The sequence below is a fragment of the Maribacter sp. MJ134 genome (assembly GCF_003970695.1).
GTDB lineage: Bacteria > Bacteroidota > Bacteroidia > Flavobacteriales > Flavobacteriaceae > Maribacter.
In genome coordinates, this window is record NZ_CP034570.1 from 25,968 (window position 1) to 46,229 (window position 20,262).

The following is a 20,262-nucleotide window of genomic DNA, read 5'->3' on the forward strand; positions in this document are numbered from 1 at the left end:
CAAGAATGGAGAGGTTTTTAGACAGTCTGACGGTCTCGTATAACCGTCAGTTACGGGTTAAATTAGCGTTAATTTTCGGTTTAGTACTGACGTTAGCAATTCCGAGTGGATTCGGACGTAGTCGAATCCGCCGTAATTGCGGTTATACATTGTTGTGCAACGTTTTTTAAGCGACTCCATTTACCATAAGATCTTTAAATTCCATCGTGTCAATGTTTATTGTAATTCGCCAATAACAAGGGCCACCATCTTCAACCATTACATATTCTTTGTGCCAATCCATTTTTGTCCATTCATTAATTCCATTCTCCGGACTTGGTGGGTTTTCCAAAATCTCACAAAATGCATTTATTTCAACAAGTCTTTCTCCATTTTTATTAACGTATGGTACATATTGGCGATAGTATGACTCTATACTCTCTTTAATTGGTTTTTTTAAAAAGTCAAATTCTTTATCATCTATTGCTTTATCCAAAATTTCTTGGACTAAATTCAAGTCTTTGTCAGTTGGATTCCAGCTTTTAAATCCGTAATTTTTTTCCAACCAATTGTTATATTCTGTGTTTCTCAGAATCGCAATTTTTGATTCAACCGTTTCAGTTTGTTTTGTTTTAGTAAAGGAATCGGTATTCTCTTTTGGATTTTTACAAGCGCAAAAACAAATTAAAATAAGTCCAAATATTTTCAATGTATTTCGCATTTCTCAAATGTTGCACAACGCTCCATGTATGGTGTCGTAGCTATCCCGCAGGGTAGCTATGCACTATACATATTGTTAGGTTTTCGTTTTTTTTATTCATTACAAATACATAAATGACTGTGGAGCTGTAAAGTTTGCATACTCTTCCTTCGGATTTATTGGCTCTTCATATAAAACAGGATTGTCAACTTCTATTGCAAAAGCCAAGTCTCTACCGTCATAATACTCGTTAAAGAAGTTTTCGTCAATACCTGAAAATCTCTTTGTTTTATCCCAAATGGATTCAGGAGAATCTTGGTGAATATGTTTGATAGAGAATTCACCAATTATCCTACCTACTGGCATTGTTGAATAAACAACAACTGTTTGCACTTCAAGATTTTTAAATACTCTTTTTCTAAATTCAAATTTTTTCTCTCCTGAGAAAATCTTATTTGCGTATTCTGGTTTTATAGATAATAGTACTTTCATATTTTATATGCTTCTTTATATATTTTTATAAATGAATCCCATCCAATTTCTCTAAATCCTCTTGGAGCATCATCTTTATCTTTTAAAACTCCGAGTTCAATTAGTCGGCTCATATTTGGTCGATTGGGGAAAGAATAGGCGTAAAGAAAGTTCACGACAAAAGGTTTTCTTTTATATCTATCCCAATAGGCTGATAATTCTTCATTTGTCAACGCTGTTCGTTTTCGACAAATTGTTTTTAATTCTTCTATGGTTGATGGATTAATCACATTTTCTACTATCCCAATAGTAGTAACTACACTTTTATAATAGCCACCAGTTCTATAAAAGACAATTAAATCTCCTGCGCTTAAATTTCGTTCGAGTGAATGAGAGATGTAAACCTTCTTAATGGCGTTTCGGTGAGGTTCATTCTCCACAAAGTTTAAAGGAGATTCAGTTCTCAAAATAGAATCAGGGAATAACTCAGTATGGTATTCTGGATAAATGGGAACTATAAATACTTTTCCTTCTTTCGATAAAAATGGGAATGTGAGTTTAGGATTGTCTTTATCAGCAGGTTTTCCAAAAGGTCTTACGTAAACATTTTCTGTTCCTGTAGATGATTCTTTTGTTCCCCAAAATGTAAAGCCCCAGTATTCAAGTAATTCGATTAGTCTTTTTTGTTCAGGACTTTTATCAAATATTGTTACATAGATTTCTTCTACTTTGAACTGTAAAGCATTATCAAAAATGATTTTTAAGAACCGTTCCCCAAGTTTAAAACCATTTGCGGTAACCTTAAACGTACCAATTTTTAATCTCTTTTTCGGAGGCAGAGGAGGAGTGATGTCAGAATAGTTTTCAGTTTCGTCTTCTTGTTTAATGAAAAGGAAAGCATTTGTCACACCAGTATAGGAGCAGATGTATGATATTTCTTCTGATTTTTTATTAAACCATTTGTCAAACCCTAAATAATCCTCTCTGAAACTATCAAAGAAAGAGTCACTTAAATTGATATTTCCGAAATATTCCTTTTTAACCGAAAGTGTCTGATAATCAACAAGTGAAGGATTCTCTGCAATTGCTTTTTCAATGAATGAATCAATTCTAAATACCTTATCATCAATTCCAAGAGAAAGAGCTTTTTGATGTATTTTTTTGTCTTCTGTTATTAGTAAATCAACACGAGAACAATATACTTCATTAAGCAGTAAAGTGTCGTTTATATCATTGTCCGTGGTGTCAACATCTTCACTTATATTTTCAACATCTGAATGTAAAGGGGCAACAGTTTTTAATACTTGATAGCTTTCAAGTTTAATACCAATTGTTCGTACTACTTCCTCGTCCGAATGCCGTTTGAGTTCGTCAACAGTTATTGGATGAACGCTCTTAGCATGTTGCAATCTATCAAGCCAATGAAAGAGAGTACCAATATTCTCGTTAACAATTTTACTTGTTTCACGGTGAATAACAATATTGGTATCTAATAAAGCTTTCATTATAGCATCTCAATTAGGGATTGATAATTGCCATCTTTTATTTCAATAAATGGCACATTCAATTTTGACGAAATTTGTTGAGCATACTCTTTTTCAGAAGTTTGCATGGTTTCTAATAAATCAAAATCATACCCTTTGTTATCTCTCTTTTCCAATCGTTTTTTAATTAAGTCAATTTTAGTGGTAACGATTGCTATTAATTTCGGTGCAATTTTCTCAAATGTTTCCATTGGCACTTTTTCAACTTGACCTTCTGAATTGAATAAACAAAAATGACCATCTAATAAATAATTCTCATTTTTCTTTAATGCTTTATCAAGTCCTGCAATTAGTCTATCCTGTGTATTCTGAATGTTCTCAACCTTTTTGTTGTCAGGTTTACTTATTTCATCCCATCTTAGAATTTCACTTGCTGTTATATGCACAAAATCTGTTTGCTCACAAATTTTGTCGCAAATAGTGCCTTTACCTACACCATGAATACCTCCTATGAATATTAGGCTATTCAAAATGTTTGCTTCTGTTTTAAAATTCTATTAATCTCTTTCATTTGTAATGTCAAAAGTCGGTTTACAAAACATAATCTACTTACGTTCTGCTTGCAGTGGGAAGTAGTAATTGTCTTACATCCACATTCAAAGTCTCGGCAATTTCGACAAGTGATTCTAAAGAAGGTTGCATTTCATTTGTGCACCATCTTGATATAGTTGCAGTATTCTTGTCTAATTTTTCTGCTAACCACTTGTTCGTTCGCCCTTGCTCTGCCAAAACAACTTTTAGTCTATTAATTGCTTTTTTAGCCATTTTATATTGCGTATAAGTTAAATCTAATAACGAATCAGACAAATATAATTAACAAAAACCGGACCAACAGTTGATGTAATTCATGCTTTAAAGTGCTTATTACATCAATTAATTTGCGTATTTAAAACTATTGTTATAAATTTACATCAATAAAAAATGATGTTATTTGCAAATAAAATTAAGTTATGAGTAGAAGATATACCAAATCAGATTTAGAAGAAATCGTTTCAGTTCAATTGGAAAATTTAAATGCAATGCATGATTTATTGAGTATTATGAAACATCAAAATGAACTGTTGAATGGTGCTAATAAGAAATTGAAAGATGAAATTACAGATTTTAAGCAAAAGCTATATCCAACGCGAAAAATAAAATCTTAGCGATTTTATTTCTTCATAAAATTAGGTGTTAGCTTATAACCAAAGTTCTTTCCTTTAGCATACAAAGGGCTAATGTTATTGTTTTCGATTAACCAATTTTCGTATCCTTCTATTGATGAACCTGCCATATTTAGAACGAATTCTATTCCTTTGAAAGCTATTACAAAGTACATTTCCCCAGCTTGTGTTGCCAAAAAATCACACTCAAAGACCATGTCCATTGATTGACCATTTTCAAGAAAGAAGCTTTCATCCTCTTCATATATTTTTCTTGAACTATATACCCAGTTTTCATTTTGTTGATTAAATCGAGCATAATTTCTTACAGGGTCTAATGCAGGTTCTTCGGCAAAGAAGTCTTGGTCATTTTTATCTTTCTCTAAAATCCTCAAAGCCATCATCTCAAGCCCAATTTTTGCTAAAAACCGAGATACTGTTTTATCATCTTTTTGAAAATTAGTATTGAATGGGAGAATCAAGTGTTTAATCTTTCCGTTTCTCACTAAATCAAATGATTCAGTATCTAAGATTACTTCAATCGGTTTTTCTTTTTTCTTGTGAAGTATTACATCAGCTTCATATTTAGTCTTTGGAATTAAAGCTTTGCCTTTAGGGATTTTTCCTTTTTTAGATTCAATTCCATTCCTATGTCTTAAATTTTTAAAGAAATCAGTTTCTAGTACCTTCTTTTCTACTTTGAGAGCAAAGTAATTATTGCACTTATCACAAACAACACCTTTAGGTAACACATTATTCTTGTTGCCCAAAGATTCTGGAACTATGTGTTCAACACTTTTGGAATGGGTAGCATCCTGTTTGCAAAAAATACATTTCATGGTCTGGGTAAATGAAACCTAACGGTTGGGCTAAGCGTAGTGGGGGCAAGGAAACTTTTCGTTTCCGTCTGCCGACGTAGCTAAAGCTTTTGGTTTAGTTTTATTTTTTCTTGTTCAAAGCTAAATCCCAAAGATTTAGCGACTTTATAAATATACACAGACCTTTGGTATTGCCCTAAAGTCCGCATTACGTTTAGCCATTGTTGTGATGCGTTTTTTTGCGTTCTAATTTTCAGTCAATTTTTGTCCATTTTCCTTTTCGGAAATACATATTACTGAATTTAGGAGAATTAAATACCATAAAAAAGTCCCAACTTTCTCGATAAATAGTTGGGTTGGTTGTCAATATATGATGATTAGGTTCTTCCATTTTTATTACGAGCCTTGCGGATTTATAAGGAGCAAGAGTTGATATTTTTCCTTTATAAGTTTCCATTATATCAGGTCCGTCTGTAACATAGAAATAGATTGAATCATTTTCTCTAATCTCAAACCTGAAATTGTCGTATTGCCAATCCGCCTGTTTTCCAGAAAAGTAATTTCGGTCAATTGTATAATGACCGTAAAAGTCCTGTTTTTCTAAAACTTTCTTAGAATTAATTAGGTGCAGAGCATACATAGCAAAGTATAGAGTGAAGATTCCGCCCCAGAAATATAAGATTGCTTTTCCATAAGCTTTCTTTTTTGTAATTGCCCAAATTATTAGAAATACAATTGTAATTATTAGTAGAATAAATAGAACAATCAATAATAAAAATCCACCCATTTATTCTTTAATTCTATTGTTTTTCAAAATGCATCACAACGTTGTTGTGTATGGTTAGTTGCGTGGTTAAGCAACTAATTTAGTAAACAAATACGAACCTGAGAAAATTCCGAAGGAATTTTCCAAATAATCACTTGCCAAAGCAATTAATTATACACGGTGTTACCATACGTTTTTATTCCGCTTTTAATTCAGTCAGAGATTTAATTGGAACAACAATAGTTTTCGCCCATAAATCTCCAACTCTTTGATTTAAATCAGTATTCTTAATTGTTACAATTCCGACCAACCCAAAAAAGAACATATCGATTGGGTCAAGTAAATGTCTTTTAAAAGATTCGCCAAAAGTCAGTTTTCGGTTCGTTCCGTTTTTTGGAATCGGTTTAAGGCCGACTAATGAATTTCCGAGTGTTGCTCCGAAACCAATTTCAAGTCCAACAGTCATAATCAGCCAAAAAATCATAGGTATTAGAGCAGGCAATCCGTTTAATGAATATCCACCTTCGTCATTCGGTTCACCAATTGCATAAATCAAAATGAAAGTTACTGTGTAAATTATAATATAATCCACTAATCCAGCAGTAAACCTGTTTCCAATATTCGGTTCGGTTTTAATTTTATTATTCAAGTTTGTTTCGTTCATATGCTTTTATTCTTTTTCTTTTCTTTCGCTTAATATTTTGTTTATTCCAGCGTATAATAATTCAGGTGTATGTTTTTCCGCAAGCCAAGTCCAAACTTTCTTTTTCTTTTTCTCACTCTTTAAAATCAAAGAGTTATTCTTTTTCTCAACTTCATTAAATTCAGATATTCGAATTTTTTTATATCCGAATAAGTATTGAGTTAATAGGGTTTCATTTTCAAGAATTAAATAAGGTGCTTTTCTTCCTTTGTAATTTTGAGTCAAAGTAACTGTTCCGATTAAAATCCATCCATACTGAAAAAAAAGTCCCATTGAACCTGTAAGCAAGCTCGCAATTCCTATTCCCAATTGTACTATTCCAAGAATGAAATTTCCTTTTAAATGTGAATTAGAATAATTGAATTTCATAGTTTTTCTCAAATGTATGGTAACGGTTTGGCTATGAACAGTACGGGAGCAAACTAGCGTTTGCTTTCCGCCCCGCACATAGCGAAATCTTTTGGTTTTGTTTTATCTTTTCCTGTCCAAAGCAAAATCCCAAAGATTTTGCGCACTTCATAAAAATACACAAACCTTTCGATTAAGCCCGAAGCCCGTATTGTTTATAGGTGGTGTTACCAGCCGTTTTTTTACGTAATGTTTAGTTTTTCTATGCGATTTCCAATTGTAAAGTCCTTCATTTCTGCTTCGAGTTTTGTAAAGTCCGTTTTTACAACACTTTTTATAAATTCCCCGTTTTTCAATAGATGTATTTCGTCACAGGTTTCTGCTAAAGTTGAAAAAATATGTGATGAAATAATTACGGTTTTGCCCAACACTTTTAGTTTATGGATTATTTCCGCTATTAAAATATTACTTTGAATATCTACGCCATTAAAAGGTTCATCAAGAATGATACAATCGTTGCCTTGCAAAAGGATTGCGGTTAACGCCAGTTTCTTTTTCATGCCTGTAGAGTATGTCGATGCATACTGGCTTAAAGGAAGATTGAATATATTACTTTCTTCAATATTTTTTAGTTTCTTATTTCTTGCATTTACAAGTAATCTTATGTATTCGGTTCCAGTTATTTTTGCAAAGAAAAATGGTTCCGTCATTAGAAGACCCAAGTGGTTTTTTAAAATTTTAAAGTCCGATTTGATTTGTCCATCATATTTTTCAAGCCCAGAAATACACCTGAACAATGTAGTTTTTCCCGAGCCGTTTTCTCCTACGATTCCATAAACTTGTCCTTTTTCGAAAGAAAAATTAATGTTTTTAAGGACTTGTTTTTTACTATAATGTTTTGATAGGTTCTCTATGTAAATCATTGTAGAATGGTATTTAACCGCTTTGTGGATTGAAAATAGAAATATGGAATGATACCGATTAAAATAGGCGGAAAAATTAAACTAACAGCAATCAGTAATCCTTGCGGAATATTCATTTCATTAGGATAAACCGAATATTTGGCTAAAATAATAGTAATGAGAAAAGCAAAACCCAATATTAGAAAAGTTAGCAAAGTTTCTAGTTCCGAGTTAAAGTATATTACCAAAGCTATCAAAATCGGAGTGCTCGATAATGTTGTGTGCAAAAGTCCTGTTTTTATTTTTTCGATAAGAAAATCTTTCGGCGATAAATTGAACGACCAGATATAATATTCATTTTCTAGTTTTGAATAGTAAGATAGCGACACTAAAAACACCAATAACATTGAAAAAACGCCAAGATTAAAATTCCCAACGGAAATGGAAATGTAGGTCAAAGAATAGGCCAAGGGGAAAACTAAAAAAGTGTTTCTAAAACCAACCGTAAATTCAAACGGTTTTTTGTAAAATGGTGTAGGTATAGTTAAATTAAGAGTTGTATTAAAATTGACAAAAGCTAAGACAATTGTTAAAGTTATAAGAATAGGGATAAAAACAATTGATTTTTGAAATATCAAGAATAAAGCGAACGGAAGAATGATTATTATGTTCTCCAATAATCTTAATTTAATATAGTCCTTTTGGTTAAAACAAGACTTTAGAAATTCGTTTCTTTTTATGTTGGTCAATTTCGTGAGAAGGCTGAATGCTAATAAGATGTATAAATATTCTGCGAATTCTGATTTGGAAAATAAATAAACAGAAAGTCCGACAAAGGAAATAGTTAATAACGCATAGGCCAAAAAAGGGGGCAATCCAAATTCTGTCAACTTTCTGTTAGACATTCTAAATTGAAGTTGAAAATATTCCTTCATTGGCAATTTTTTTTTCAAAATGGCTGGTAACGGTCTCGTATAACCGTCAGTTACGGGTTAATATACACAGACTTTTCGGTTTAGCACAGACGTTAGCAATTCCGAGTGGATTCGGACGTAGTCGAATCCGCCGTAATTGCGGTTATACATTGTTGGCATTTCGTTGTTTTTATTTGGACTTACTTTTTTTATTTCGTTCGATAATAATAGTTCCGATTAATGCAACTCCAATTAGAACTCCACTTAAAGAATCTATTAATTCTCCAGTTCTAACTGCTCCATAAATTCCAGCAAGTATAGAAGCTATTCCAATTCCGATTATTAAATATTCTGTTTGTTTTCTCATTTATTTTATTGTTTCCCCAGTGTTTGAGTAAATTCGGTCAGCTATTTATTTCGTAAATTTTTTCAATTCCGACTGAGTGAGCAATTCCGAAATTTGCTAAATTCCGTATTCAGTTCGGCTTTTTGTTTTCAATCCAGTTTACGATTCCACAAAAGAGTTAAATAATCCGACGTAATTTTTACTTATCAATCTTGAGGGACTAATTAAACATTGGTAATATAAATTCCTTGAGAATGAAAACAACAAGTGCTCCAACTAACATTCCGACATAAAAGTTTCTTTTACTTTTTGGTTTTTTATCTTCCATATTTTATTTAGATTTTAATTATTATTCTATGTTATTCGGCAATGAATGCCAACGGCCTCGAATATGAAACGTAGCGCGTGTTTGGGACGCAGTTCCTTGGTGTTGTACCGGAGCCGGATTTTCGGATCTGCTTTTTACCTTGTTTTTCCAAAAAAGTTGAATCCGAAAATTCGGCGGCCTTCCCGAGCAAAAAGTCTCTCAGCCAGCCGGATATAGCTATGTTTTATATTCATTGTTGGCAACTGGCCTTTTCGCAGTCTTTCAAATTTAGGTTGTCCGGTGTCTTCTGAACTAATTTGGCATTAAATTTTTTTACAAATAATTTAGTTTGCTCTGATGGATAAGGATCAACTATCACTATCAGATGATTTTTAAAATTGAAATATTTTTCAATCATATTATTAATTTCAATGTCTCCACAACCGTACCCTATGATTATTAATTTATTTGAATTCGATAAATTTTTTTTAAAGTTTTTAAAGACTTTATCATAGTAGGAAGGTTCTCCGTATCTTAATATTTTGGAGGTTGTTCCAGATAAGAAATCCGAATGGTAATTTATCCAGTCATTGACATAGCTGAAACCGCCTTGACCGTCATCTACTTCTTTATATAATTCGGTTAAACCAATTCCAAATTTAATTTTGACGTATGTGTCAATTCCTGAATTTTGTAAATGAAAGGGAACTTGGTCAAAACTACCGTGTAGTTTATACAGCCTAAATTGATTCGTATAATTATTAGTAAAATATGATAGTCTTACTTTTACCCCTCCTTTTATTTCGCCATAATATTTAGAACCCATTTCTTCAAAACCGTCTGAAAAATTTCCTTGAATCCAATCCGAATGTGATAAGGTCTCGAGAAATATATCATGATTTAATGTATGTATATGAGTCAACCCTTCATTACCCCAGAATTCTAAACAGTTTAAAAAACCAGTATAACCCGGATAATGTGGTTTACTATAGTGAATTGAATCATAAAACCTTTTACCTTCTCCATCTACTATAAAACGTGATATTAATTGGTTAAAAATGTTTTGGGTCCGACTAATTAGATTGAGATTATCTGTTTTATTATGATACTCGTTTCTGAAATTGTCGCAAAGTTCATCGAAACCTGTATCTTGTTCATTTGGGTCGATATTATTTAAGAAATCGTAGAATTCTTCGTAATTAAATCCATCAGTTTTATTTTGATAAAATTTTATTAGTTCAACAACAAAATACTTATGCCTCGAATCACTTGCGTAGTCGTTTGGGTCTTTTTCGGTTCTTTTTTTCAACAAAACTGTACCATCGGAAGACACCCAGAAATCTTTTGGACTTAATTCCTTAATTCGCTTATTTAGTTTGTCGGCAGTTGGATAACCCTTATTAACCGAAAAGCCTGCTCCAAGAAGTATCGATGTTTCTTTCATTTATTGGTTGTCTTGGCTTGTTGCCAACGTCTCGGCTAAGCGTAGTGCGGGGGCAAGGAAATTTTTCATTTCCGTCTGCGCACGAAGCTAAAGCTTATTGTTTAGTTTTATTTTTTCTTGTCCAAAGCTAAATCCATAAGATTTAGCGACTTCATAAATATACACAGACCATTCTATTTTGCCCAAAACCCCGTATTACGTTTAGCCATTGTTACCTGCCGTATTTTTCTGTACTGTTTTAAATCGTTTTTCCGATGTAATTAAAAGAATAACACCATTAATAGCCCTTGAGCCATAAATACTTAAGGACTGTTCTTTTGTCAAATATTTGATTGCTGAAGTTTCAACTAGTAAAAGCTTTTTTAAAATATCTCTATTTTCTATCGGGTAGCCATTCACAACAATTAGTGGCTCAGGATTTTTATCTATAAAATCTCTCACTATAATTTTTACGTTTGGATTTGAGTCAGCGATGGTAAGTCCAGAATTTCCATTCTGGTCAATCTCTGGTTTGTATTTAAGAACTTTAAAAATAAGCGAGTCCACATATTTATATAGTTTTTCGTCCTTAAGCTCGTCGAAGCGCATTAAGTCCAACTTTTTAATATCGTAGGGATATTTTTCGATTCTTTTTTCGTTATAGGAGATAACTCGAAACTTGTCAATCGATTCTTTATCCCGCAAAATTTCTAATGTTTTACCAAAATCTGTATTCTTTAATTTAAGTTTTTCTTTTGCATTATATTCTTTAACACGTCCCGGTTCAGTACAATTATTAACTTCACTTATTTTAAAACTGCTCTTAGCCAAAGTCCATTTAATTTGGTGACAGCTTTTTTCATTCTGATAGAAATGATTTATGTTTTGATGAAGTTGTATTGTGTCCGTTTTAAAGTATAATTCATTGTCATTTTTCGATTGCCATTCTCCATTTAAGTCCTTCTTCCGAATTTGGGAATAGGAAACGAATGAAAGAAGTAAAAATGTTGAAATTATTAAAGTAAGTTTCATTTTTTGCAATATGGCAGGTAACGGCAGTCTGTCTAAAAACCCTGCCGGATTTTTTAAATATAATCGAAAATAATCCTTTTGCCCGTTGGTGGGCCAAAATGTGCGGTTATAATTTTTGGACGGCATTTGGTCCGGAAACGGGCCAACCCCTTTGTTAGGTTGCCCAAAATGGCGGTTAAAGTCAGGTATGCCGGCAAAATGGGCTGATTCCCGATCAGGTTGAGGATCCTCCTGAGGTTGTAGGCGATAAATATGAGTCCCACATCGGCCGAGGCCCTTGCCTTTGTCCTTTTGGTCATTACATGGTCGAACCCCCATTGCCTTTTGATAGTGCCGAAGGGATGCTCTACGATGGCCTGTCTTTTCCTGTACAGATTTTGGTTTTGTGCCACTCGCCGTGCATTTCCGTCGGTATGTTCCTTGAACTCGCTTCGCTGTACGATCTTCCCGTTCTGTTTGGCGGTCGTGCATAGCTCCCGTACAGGGCAGCCTTTGCAGGCGTTCGTTCTATACTGCTTGAAATAATAGTTGCGCCCTTTGTACCGGCTTCCGTTGCTCTTCAGGACATGCCCTTGCGGACAGGTATAGGTGTCTTCCTCCCGGTCATAGGCAAAACGTTCGGCATTGTACGCTGGATCGGGTGCCTGTGACGCCCTTCCGATTCCGGGAACGGCCACTAGGGTATCGATGCCCAGGTCGTCGGCTATCTTGAACTCGCTCCCGGTATGGTACCCCTTGTCGTAGAGTGCGGTAAAGCGGTCGGTCCGCAGGATGGTCTTGGCCCGCCGCAGCATGTTCCCCATGGCCTTGGTGTCGTTGTCGCCCGTCAGGCGGTAATCGATGGGTATACAATGTTCGGAGTCCACGGTGGCCTGTAGGTTATAGGCGACCTCGGTAATGTTGTTGCGCACTATCATGTGGCGGCTCTCCGGATCGGAGGTGGAGATCTGTTCCTGTCCGGATTCCCTTAGCTCCCTCTCCAATTTTCTGTACCCTTCCCTTCTTTTGCCGTGTCGGTCGATATCGTCCTTTATACTTTCCTTGTCCCCGTCGCCTTTTTCGAGCTGCCCTTGGTACTCTTCCAGTTTTTTGTCGATGTAGGCGATATGGCGGTCTATCTTCTTTTGGTTGTAGTTGTTCTTCTTGCTGTTCTGGGCGCGCAGTTTGGTACTGTCACCGGCGATCAACGTGGCACCGATAAGGCCGAAGTTGCGTGCGATCTCGACGGTGGCGCGGAAGACCCTTTTGATGGCCCTGGGGTTGTCCTTCCTGAAATTGCTTATGGTGTTATGGTCGGGGGCAAGGCCCTCGAGCAGCCACATGACCTCGATGTTCCGCCTGCACTCCTTTTCGAGCTGCCTGCTCGAACGAAGCTTGTTCATGTAGCCATAGATATAGAGCTTGAGCAAAGTGGCGGGCCGGTACGCCGGCCTGCCGTTTTCAGGGAAATGTACCTTGAACCCCAGTTTTTCCATATCCAGGCCGTTCACGAACGTATCCACGGCCCTTACGGTATTTTCGTTGTCTATGGCGTCCTCCAGGGATATGGGAAAGAGGGAGGACTGCCTACGGTCTTTTCCTTCTATGTACTTCATATCCTTAAATTACGACCCTATGTGCCGAAGGTCAAGATCCCGGCCTAAAAGTAATCAACAGGGTTATCAAGAATGGAGAGGTTTTTAGACAGTCTGACGGTCTCGTATAACAGTCAGTTACGGGTTAATATGCGTTAATTTTCGGTTTAGCACAGACTTTAGCAATTCCTAGTGGATTCGGACGTAGTCGAATCCACCGTAATTGCGGTTATACATTGTTGTAAGCTGGCTTTTTTTATCTGCATCGTACTAATATTCCACCTTGAGGAAAATTTAATTCCGCTATAAAATCTTTATCCGTCAGGCATCCATATCTTTTTCTGAATTTCCTTTCTCTAAAATCATAAACTCTTAAAATCAGATATCTTCTTTCAAAATCTTGCTTTTTCATTTCAATTCCAAAATTCCCGATTTGATGTCCGTTTCTTTTGAAAGTATTATAGTCAAAAGTCAGAGTGATTTCTTTTGTCAGGTCAGAGTCTATTTTTTCCCAATCTTCTGATTGAAGAATCAATTCTCCAGGATGATATCCGACTAAATTTCTGCTTTTAGTTCCATCCGTATTTTCAAAATTCAAATAAGCGCCTGAAATTTCGGAAGTGACTAATCTTTCGTTTACTTCAATTACCATATTCAGATTTTGTCCAAATCCGTTAATTATAATTCCAATTAGAAGTAAAAAAGTCAATTTAAGTTTCATTCGCAGTTCGTTTTTCAGCTTGCTTACAACGCCTGAGCTATGAACAGTACGGGAGCAAACTAGCGTTTGCTTTCCGCCACGCACATAGCGAAATCTTTTGGTTTTGTTTTTTCTTTTTTTCTGGGCAAAGCAAAATCCCAAAGATTTTGCGGACTTCATAAAAATACGCAAACCTTTCGTTTAAGCCCTAAGCCCGTATTGTTTATAGGTTTTGTTGTAGTGCGTATTTATTTCAACCGAGTTGCGATAACTTCTCCCGTTTCATTTGGTACACAATAGAATTTTAAAATTTCTTCATTTACTTCGCTAATAGGTAAAGTTACTCCTTTACGTCCATGATTAAAGATTGAAATAAAGTAGGTTTTGTCTAATTTCTCTATAATCATTTTTGAGCCTTCTTTCCATTCCAATTCGTCAAGTCTTTTTTTATCCCACAGTTCTTTATTGAAGGCAATTTTGTTTTTTGTTTTACCCTTTTCTTGAAATTCAAAACTTAAGCTTTCAATTTCTTCTTGATTTAAATCTGTTTGAGTGGGTAAAAGTCTAACGAAGTCCATTTCCATAATAACTTTATCATCGTTAAAAGTTCCGTCAATTAAGAGTCTCAAAAAATTTTCATTGAGCAACTTTAAGTCCGCGTACTTTTCTCCATTTTCGAGAATTAGAGTGCTATCGCTTACTTTTAAATCTAATTCAGATTTTGTCAATTGCAATTCGGTAAAAAGTCCCGCATTATTATTTTCAAAGTTTAGAATTTGAATTCCAGGATTTTTTTTGAATTCCTTATAACCAACTTCTTTCAGAATCCATTTCCCGTCCAATTCTTGTCCATAAGTTGGTTTAATAATCATAAATGTTAATATTAGAAAAATGGCTTTTTTCATATGCACTACAACGGTTCAGCTATGAACAGTACGGGGGCAAGTTAGTACTTACATTCCGCCACGCAATTAGCCAAACCTTTTTGTTTTGCTTTTTCTTTTTTTCTTTAATGCCAAATCCAAAAGATTTGGCTGTGTTGATCGATATTCCGGGTTTATATCTTAAGCAGCTAAGCCCGTATTGTTTATAGGTTGTGTTGTAAAACGTTTTTAATTGAATATCGATTTTAGTTTGTACCAAAAAGAAACTTCATTATTGGATGCGTTTTCGCTAGATTTTATTTTGTCCCAATGCTTATCTAAATCTTTGATTGTTCTTATTTTAAGACCTCTAATATTGTGTTCCGCTAATCCAGTTTTTAAACTATCAGACATATTCTTATAAAGGCGAATATTATCCTCTTCAATAGTTGATACCTCGGTGCCCTTAATTAGAGAACTAAACTTAGTCGTTAGCTTTTCCCATAATTTGGCGTCCTTATAGTCTGAATTATAATATACTACGGGTTTTTCTTTCTCGTTTTCATTAACAAATTGAATAATTTCCGAAAATATTTTGGTTTTTTGCTCGTCATTCAAACCAACGTTACTCAAGTCGTCGATAAAAATCGTAATTCCTTCAAAATAAGTAGACCATACCTCATATTTCTTTTTATTCAGTTTATAGATAATCCCTTCACCACGAAACCCGAATTTAATATGCGAAAAATTGGTTGTTTTATCTGAGGACATTAACTTGATTAAATGTTTTACAACGACTGAGCTATGAACAGTACGGGAGCAAACTAGCGTTTGCTTTCCGCCACGCACAAAGCGAAATCTTTTGGTTTTGTTTTTTCTTTTTTTGTATCAAAGCGAAATCCCAAAGATTTCGCGACCTCATAAAAATACGCAAACCTTTCGTTTAAGCCCGAAGCCCGTATTGTTTATAGGTTTTGTTGTAACAAGTTTTTTTTCACGATGCGGAACACAGCAAGTAAAATACCTATTCCGATTGCCAATAAATTCAATTTTAATTTTTCGCTATTTTGAATTTTATGATATTCATTAATTCCGACGTATTTATTCATGAGAAATATAAAACCTAACGGAATTAAGAAGAAAAGAAGTGCATGAAAAAAATCTGTTGCGTCTTCTATTCCGTTTTCGATTATGCTTCTTACTCCGTTTGTAATTAGGAAGAAGAACCATCCAGAAATTAAAGTCCATCCAACTTTGTTTTTTAAAAAGAGTCCAATGCCTAATACTGATGCTGCTAGTGCTGCAGTAAATATGTCAGTAATTTTTAGGGCATATAGGAAATTTGCTAAGTCCAGTTTTTGATTCCCGTCAAATACGTTTTTGAAAAATTTATCAAATTCAGTTATTTCCCATATCCAGATTCCCAAAACTAAAATGAAGAGTAGGGAGTAAATTCCAAGAGTAATATGTCGGTTAGTTAAATGCTTTTTCAAAATTTGTTACAACGGTTCGGCTAAGCGTAGTGCGGAGGCAAGGAAACTTTTCGTTTCCGTCTGCGTACGAAGCTAAAGCTTATTGTTTCGATTTATTTTTTCTATTCTAAAGCTAAATCCATAAGATTTAGCGACATTATAAATATACACAGACCTTTCGGTTTAATCCTAAAGTCCGCATTACGTTTAGGTATTGTTAGCTGTAGTCTTTCTTTTGCACACTTCTATTCATTATGTCTTTTTATACCATTTGAGTGATGTCCGTCTACATTAACTTACTCGTAATCCGTTTACATTTGAGTCAATTTTTTAAAGGACAAATCCATAAATAGTTACTACAAGGCCTGCTAGAATGATTGCCCAAATATCTATTTCAAATTCCATTCTTCTCCAAAAATCAAAATTACTCTCCCACTTTATTGAACACAGATTTCTTCCATTTCTTTTTTTCATTAACGATAAGCCATATGATTCCAATTATTAGTAGCGTAATACCAAGTAAAAAAATCAAAACGTTTTTAGGAATAGAACTATTCCAGTCCAAAATTAAAAGAAGATAGTTCATTAGTTTTATGTCAGATTCTTACGTTTTACTATGTATGCTAGAAATCCAGCCACAATAAATCCAAAACCTGCTATCATAGAGGAAGGCCCTTGTTCGCGAAGAATAACATCTCGAGATTTTAAGTAGTCGTTTTTAGAGTCAGATATTGAAATTGCTAATATTCTTTCATTTTGCTCATTTAATAATTCGCGCTGTTCCTTGAGAATCTCAATTGACAGCTTATGTCCTGAATTCACTATTTGTTCAAACCTTGACTTGTCAAACAGATTTATATGATTCGCGCTAATTTGAAAGTCATTCTCATAGTCCATGAATTTGAAAATATATCTTTTTCCGTCTGACCTCCAGCCTGAATTGTCTATAAAGGAATAATTCTGAACTATTCCAGTAACATTTATCAAATCCGTTTTGCTATTCAATTTCGGCTTGTCGAAATGCATATAAAAACATCCAACAGCGAAAAGTAGACAGAAAATGGCTCCAAAATATTTATCTGTGAGTTTTAAATATTCCTTCATACTTTCTTTGAGGATATTTTTTGAGATTACAGCTAACGGTTCGGCTATGGCAAGTAGGGCAGGCAAGGAAACTTTTCGTTTCCGTCTGGTCTGCGAGCCAGAGCTTTTTGTTTTGTAATTATTTTTTCTTTTTTAATTGCCAAATCCAAAAGATTTGGCGGACTTAGCAAACACGCCCAAGCCTTTAAATATAGCATTTTTGCCCTATTTGCTATAGGTATTGTTGCCACCAGTTATTTTATCCCCCTCACCTTTTCAACCGGCTCTGTGAGATAGTTAAATTCAAGCTTTTTCATTTTATGAACCGGACTATCAAATCCAACAATAAAATCTCCACTAAATGACCTTAAATCTAATACCCGAAATTTCTTTTTGTATTTAGTCAATGTATGCTTTTTCAAATCTACAATTACGATTTTCTGAAATGTCCCATGAAAGAAATTCTTTTCCCAAATCGGAATCGCCACTTTCAATCCGTTTCGAGTCCAGATAGCTGGCCCTCCGCACCATTTATCTATAAGAACATTATCCAATTCAATGGAGGAAAGTTTACAGATTCCTCCAATCGGCGCCCCCATTCCAATTTCCACAAGGTTTGTGTACTCTAATGTCCCTTTTTTTTCGTCCACTTGTCCGTTTGAGTTTTCATTTGGAAAGTCCCAAGGGTTTGGATATTTTAGAGAGTCAGTTGAGTATCCAACCATTCTACCTATTGAAAGTTCATCAAATTTTAGTGCTTCTAAAATTATTCTTGCAGTGTACTTATCCTTCTTTTTCGATGCATCAAAAAGGTCCATTAATCCACTGGTAAAAAGGCGTTCATTACCTGACATACCTTCAATTCCAATAACATTATTTGCTTTTTCGTAGATTTCCTTTTTCGTCATTTTATAATTGGTGGCAACAATTGGATAGCATCATTGATGCTATCCTGCTTATGTGCACACTAAGATAATAAATCTTTGATGTCCATAAATGATCTGTCTGCTACATGGGTGTAGATTTCTGTGGTTTTGGTAGAACTATGTCCCAGAAGTAATTGAATGTGTCTAATATCGGTTCCGCTCTCTAAAAGATGGGTCGCAAAACTATGCCTTAACATATGCGGGGTTACTTTTTTTAGAATGCCGGCTTTTTTTGCTGCCGCATCAACTATATTCAATACGCTTGTACCGCTATATTTACCTCTTTTTGCTCCTTCGAAAAGGTATTTGCTTGGTCTATACTCCTTATAATACTTTTGTAAGTCCTTAAGAATGCGTGGGCTAAGAACACTATACCTGTCCTTATTCCCTTTGGCGTTCTTAATATTAATCATCATTCTTTTACTATCGATATCAGTTACGAGGAGATTCAAAAGCTCCCCACGACGAAGTCCAGAGGAGTAGAGAAGACCTATAATACATTTATGTTTTATATTATTGGCACACTCCATGATATTGATGACTTCTTCTTTTGATAGAACCTTCGGTAATGGGTTCTGTTTTCGGGGTCTTTCAATAGAGTAAAACCTATTGGGCATACCTAAAACTATCTCATAAAAAAATTTGATACTATTTACCGCCAAGTTTACATAAGAGTTCGATTTTTTCTCTTGAATCAATTTTTGTAGATAATTTCGGACATCCATTTCGTTAAGATCAGTTGGATCTGTATCGTAATAATGATTGATAAAAGCCTCAAAGCAAGAAACATAATTGCGGACGGTACTTTCTGCATAACGCTTCAACTCGAGTTTAAGCAAGTACTCTTCAGGACAGTATTTATAGCCTTTTTTCGCAGGTCGATTTCTGATTTTTTCCAGATTTACCTCGGGATTATCCCTACTAACAATACGTTCAGCAAAAAAATAATTTCCATTCACCCAAGCCACTCCGCGAAATGTTTTAAATAGGAGCTCAAGATTGGTTTTATTGTTCGGTATGTAGAACATGCCAAATCCTTTACTCCAAGATACGTTTGGTAATGAATCGATCAAGGCCTGTACAACTTTGTTGGTGTTGAACTGAAGACCAATACATTTATGATTATCAATAAGCAAGTGTTTTAAAGTGATAGAGCGATTTGAATCCATAACGATAGTTTTTTCCAAAGTAGAGGTTACTTTTGATTTAATCGTATCTTAATCGAATAGAATACGTATAAATATCACTTAATTTGTCAATAATGAGAATTCATAAAGAATGTTTCCATTGTGCTAAGGCACTTACGGGTAGAACCGATAAGAAATTTTGCGACTCACATTGTAAAAGTGCATATCAGTACAAAAAGGAGAAGGAGAGTCCAGAAAGGTTTTATAACAAAGTGGATAACCAACTAAAACTCAACAGAAAGATACTTAAGGAATTCAATAAAGGCGGTAAAGTGACTATCAGAGCTAAGGTTCTTATAGAATTAGGTTTTAACCCAAAATTCTTTACGCACTATTGGAAAAACCAAAAAGGGGAGGTATATCTATTCGTTTACGAATATGGGTTTTTGAAAAAGAATGAAAATGGAAAGGAGAAATATGTTCTAGTTACTTGGCAAGAATATATGAATTAGAATTTTAGGAATCAAAATTCCGATAAATCCTCTTTGTAAAAGACGCCTAAAATTTGCATCCAAATGTGCGATTTTCGATTAAACTATTTTCATCTATTGTCAGGTGTTTTCAAATTTGGGAAGACCGGAAATCATTTACCATATTGGAATCTATGAATGTTATCTGCATCGAGGAAAAAGCTTTTTACGCCCTATGGGATAGGATGTCCAATCCCAATTGGAAATCAACGCTGACTATAAATGGATAGTCAAAAAAGAAGCAAAGCGGTTATTAGGAATAAAATCGGATACCACCCTACAAAAATTGCGTTACGAAGGCCATATAAGTTTTTCACAGCCCGAAAGGAAACACATTCTTTACGACCGCGATTTTATCAACGATTATCTTGAGGCGCATGTGTTGGAGCCTTTTAAATGCAAATAATTTCTTCTTGCTTCGGTTGAATTTGAAAAATCTTCAGCCTACACTTTTTCTCATTATGTTTCTTTGAAGGATAAACCCTAAAAATTGAGTTTACTTTAAAGCAAAGGATTTTCATATCTTTTAATTAGGACATAGACTTGTTCGGCCATGTTCCTGCGGAAGTCTTGCAAAATTTCCACTCCTATC

At 34.6% G+C, this 20,262-nt stretch carries 24 protein-coding genes; 3 read left to right on the forward strand and 21 right to left on the reverse strand.

Translation table 11 applies throughout. The features are described from left to right. Nucleotides 1-166: 166 nt before the first annotated feature. The 5 genes from EJ994_RS00125 to EJ994_RS00145 all read right to left on the reverse strand — a co-directional run bounded on the left by EJ994_RS00125 (nt 167) and on the right by EJ994_RS00145 (nt 3,459). The gene (locus EJ994_RS00125) at nt 167-700 is read right to left on the reverse strand and encodes a hypothetical protein (protein WP_126590669.1); all 534 of its coding nucleotides are present in this window, start codon (nt 698-700) and stop codon (nt 167-169) included. Nucleotides 701-799: 99 nt separating this feature from the next. Further along, nucleotides 800-1,171 carry an ASCH domain-containing protein gene (locus EJ994_RS00130; RefSeq protein WP_126590670.1) on the reverse strand — a complete coding sequence of 124 codons (372 nt, stop codon included), beginning with the start codon at nt 1,169-1,171 and terminating at the stop codon, nt 800-802. Then, nucleotides 1,168-2,655, reverse strand: a complete 1,488-nt coding sequence (locus EJ994_RS00135) for a PIN domain-containing protein (protein WP_126590671.1) — start codon at nt 2,653-2,655, stop codon at nt 1,168-1,170. Before EJ994_RS00135 ends, EJ994_RS00130 begins: the two co-directional genes overlap by 4 nt. Then, nucleotides 2,655-3,164 (reverse strand): ATP-binding protein, encoded by a 510-nt coding sequence (locus tag EJ994_RS00140; RefSeq protein WP_164721408.1) that lies wholly within the window; start codon nt 3,162-3,164, stop codon nt 2,655-2,657. Before EJ994_RS00140 ends, EJ994_RS00135 begins: the two co-directional genes overlap by 1 nt. Nucleotides 3,165-3,243: 79 nt before the next feature. Beyond that, nucleotides 3,244-3,459: a helix-turn-helix transcriptional regulator gene (locus tag EJ994_RS00145; protein ID WP_126590673.1), complete on the reverse strand. Its 216-nt coding sequence runs from the start codon at nt 3,457-3,459 to the stop codon at nt 3,244-3,246. Nucleotides 3,460-3,644: 185 nt separating this feature from the next. Between EJ994_RS00145 and EJ994_RS00150 the strand changes: the two genes are divergently transcribed. Further along, nucleotides 3,645-3,839, forward strand: coding sequence for a hypothetical protein (locus tag EJ994_RS00150; RefSeq protein WP_126590674.1), 195 nt, complete (start codon nt 3,645-3,647; stop codon nt 3,837-3,839). Nucleotides 3,840-3,844: 5 nt separating this feature from the next. On the opposite strand, the gene EJ994_RS00155 is transcribed toward EJ994_RS00150, so the two are convergent. From EJ994_RS00155 to EJ994_RS00175, 5 genes are all read right to left on the reverse strand, one after another. Beyond that, nucleotides 3,845-4,675, reverse strand: coding sequence for an HNH endonuclease (locus EJ994_RS00155; RefSeq protein WP_126590675.1), 831 nt, complete (start codon nt 4,673-4,675; stop codon nt 3,845-3,847). Between the two features lie 232 nt (nt 4,676-4,907). Beyond that, on the reverse strand, nt 4,908-5,441 hold the full coding sequence (locus tag EJ994_RS00160; RefSeq protein ID WP_126590676.1) for a hypothetical protein: 534 nt from the start codon (nt 5,439-5,441) through the stop codon (nt 4,908-4,910). Between the two features lie 175 nt (nt 5,442-5,616). Then, nucleotides 5,617-6,084 carry an RDD family protein gene (locus tag EJ994_RS00165; RefSeq protein WP_126590677.1) on the reverse strand — a complete coding sequence of 156 codons (468 nt, stop codon included), beginning with the start codon at nt 6,082-6,084 and terminating at the stop codon, nt 5,617-5,619. A gap of 6 nt (nt 6,085-6,090) precedes the next feature. After that, nucleotides 6,091-6,492, reverse strand: coding sequence for a hypothetical protein (locus EJ994_RS00170; RefSeq protein WP_126590678.1), 402 nt, complete (start codon nt 6,490-6,492; stop codon nt 6,091-6,093). A 221-nt stretch (nt 6,493-6,713) separates the two neighbouring features. Next, a complete protein-coding gene (locus EJ994_RS00175; protein WP_126590679.1) occupies nt 6,714-7,394 on the reverse strand; it encodes an ATP-binding cassette domain-containing protein in 681 nt (226 codons plus the stop codon). A 156-nt stretch (nt 7,395-7,550) separates the two neighbouring features. On the opposite strand from EJ994_RS00175, the gene EJ994_RS17370 reads away from it, so the two are divergent. Next, entirely contained in the window at nt 7,551-7,724 is a 174-nt protein-coding gene (locus EJ994_RS17370) for a hypothetical protein (protein WP_164721409.1), read from the forward strand. Nucleotides 7,725-8,477: 753 nt separating this feature from the next. Here the strand turns inward: EJ994_RS17370 and EJ994_RS17375 are convergent. The 11 genes from EJ994_RS17375 to xerA all read right to left on the reverse strand — a co-directional run bounded on the left by EJ994_RS17375 (nt 8,478) and on the right by xerA (nt 19,182). Further along, complete coding sequence (locus tag EJ994_RS17375; protein ID WP_164721410.1) at nt 8,478-8,654, reverse strand: hypothetical protein; 177 nt, start codon at nt 8,652-8,654, stop codon at nt 8,478-8,480. A 536-nt stretch (nt 8,655-9,190) separates the two neighbouring features. Further along, complete coding sequence (locus EJ994_RS00185) at nt 9,191-10,384, reverse strand: SIR2 family protein (RefSeq protein ID WP_126590681.1); 1,194 nt, start codon at nt 10,382-10,384, stop codon at nt 9,191-9,193. 201 nt (nt 10,385-10,585) lie between these two features. Then, nucleotides 10,586-11,395 carry a hypothetical protein gene (locus tag EJ994_RS00190; RefSeq protein WP_126590682.1) on the reverse strand — a complete coding sequence of 270 codons (810 nt, stop codon included), beginning with the start codon at nt 11,393-11,395 and terminating at the stop codon, nt 10,586-10,588. Nucleotides 11,396-11,448: 53 nt separating this feature from the next. Continuing rightward, complete coding sequence (locus EJ994_RS00195) at nt 11,449-12,990, reverse strand: IS1182 family transposase (RefSeq protein WP_126590668.1); 1,542 nt, start codon at nt 12,988-12,990, stop codon at nt 11,449-11,451. A 235-nt stretch (nt 12,991-13,225) separates the two neighbouring features. Beyond that, entirely contained in the window at nt 13,226-13,849 is a 624-nt protein-coding gene (locus tag EJ994_RS00200) for a hypothetical protein (protein ID WP_126590683.1), read from the reverse strand. Nucleotides 13,850-13,917: 68 nt separating this feature from the next. Further along, complete coding sequence (locus tag EJ994_RS00205; RefSeq protein WP_126590684.1) at nt 13,918-14,574, reverse strand: hypothetical protein; 657 nt, start codon at nt 14,572-14,574, stop codon at nt 13,918-13,920. A 207-nt stretch (nt 14,575-14,781) separates the two neighbouring features. Continuing rightward, on the reverse strand, nt 14,782-15,303 hold the full coding sequence (locus EJ994_RS00210) for a hypothetical protein (protein WP_126590685.1): 522 nt from the start codon (nt 15,301-15,303) through the stop codon (nt 14,782-14,784). A gap of 194 nt (nt 15,304-15,497) precedes the next feature. Beyond that, entirely contained in the window at nt 15,498-16,025 is a 528-nt protein-coding gene (locus EJ994_RS00215; RefSeq protein WP_126590686.1) for a hypothetical protein, read from the reverse strand. A gap of 570 nt (nt 16,026-16,595) precedes the next feature. Further along, nucleotides 16,596-17,108 carry a hypothetical protein gene (locus EJ994_RS00220; protein ID WP_164721411.1) on the reverse strand — a complete coding sequence of 171 codons (513 nt, stop codon included), beginning with the start codon at nt 17,106-17,108 and terminating at the stop codon, nt 16,596-16,598. Nucleotides 17,109-17,341: 233 nt separating this feature from the next. Next, complete coding sequence (locus tag EJ994_RS00225; protein ID WP_126590688.1) at nt 17,342-17,995, reverse strand: hypothetical protein; 654 nt, start codon at nt 17,993-17,995, stop codon at nt 17,342-17,344. Between the two features lie 59 nt (nt 17,996-18,054). Next, a complete protein-coding gene (gene xerA / locus EJ994_RS00230) occupies nt 18,055-19,182 on the reverse strand; it encodes a site-specific tyrosine recombinase/integron integrase (RefSeq protein WP_126590689.1) in 1,128 nt (375 codons plus the stop codon). Nucleotides 19,183-19,274: 92 nt separating this feature from the next. Between xerA and EJ994_RS00235 the strand changes: the two genes are divergently transcribed. Next, nucleotides 19,275-19,652: a hypothetical protein gene (locus EJ994_RS00235; protein WP_126590690.1), complete on the forward strand. Its 378-nt coding sequence runs from the start codon at nt 19,275-19,277 to the stop codon at nt 19,650-19,652. The last annotated feature ends 610 nt before the right edge of the window (nt 19,653-20,262 follow it).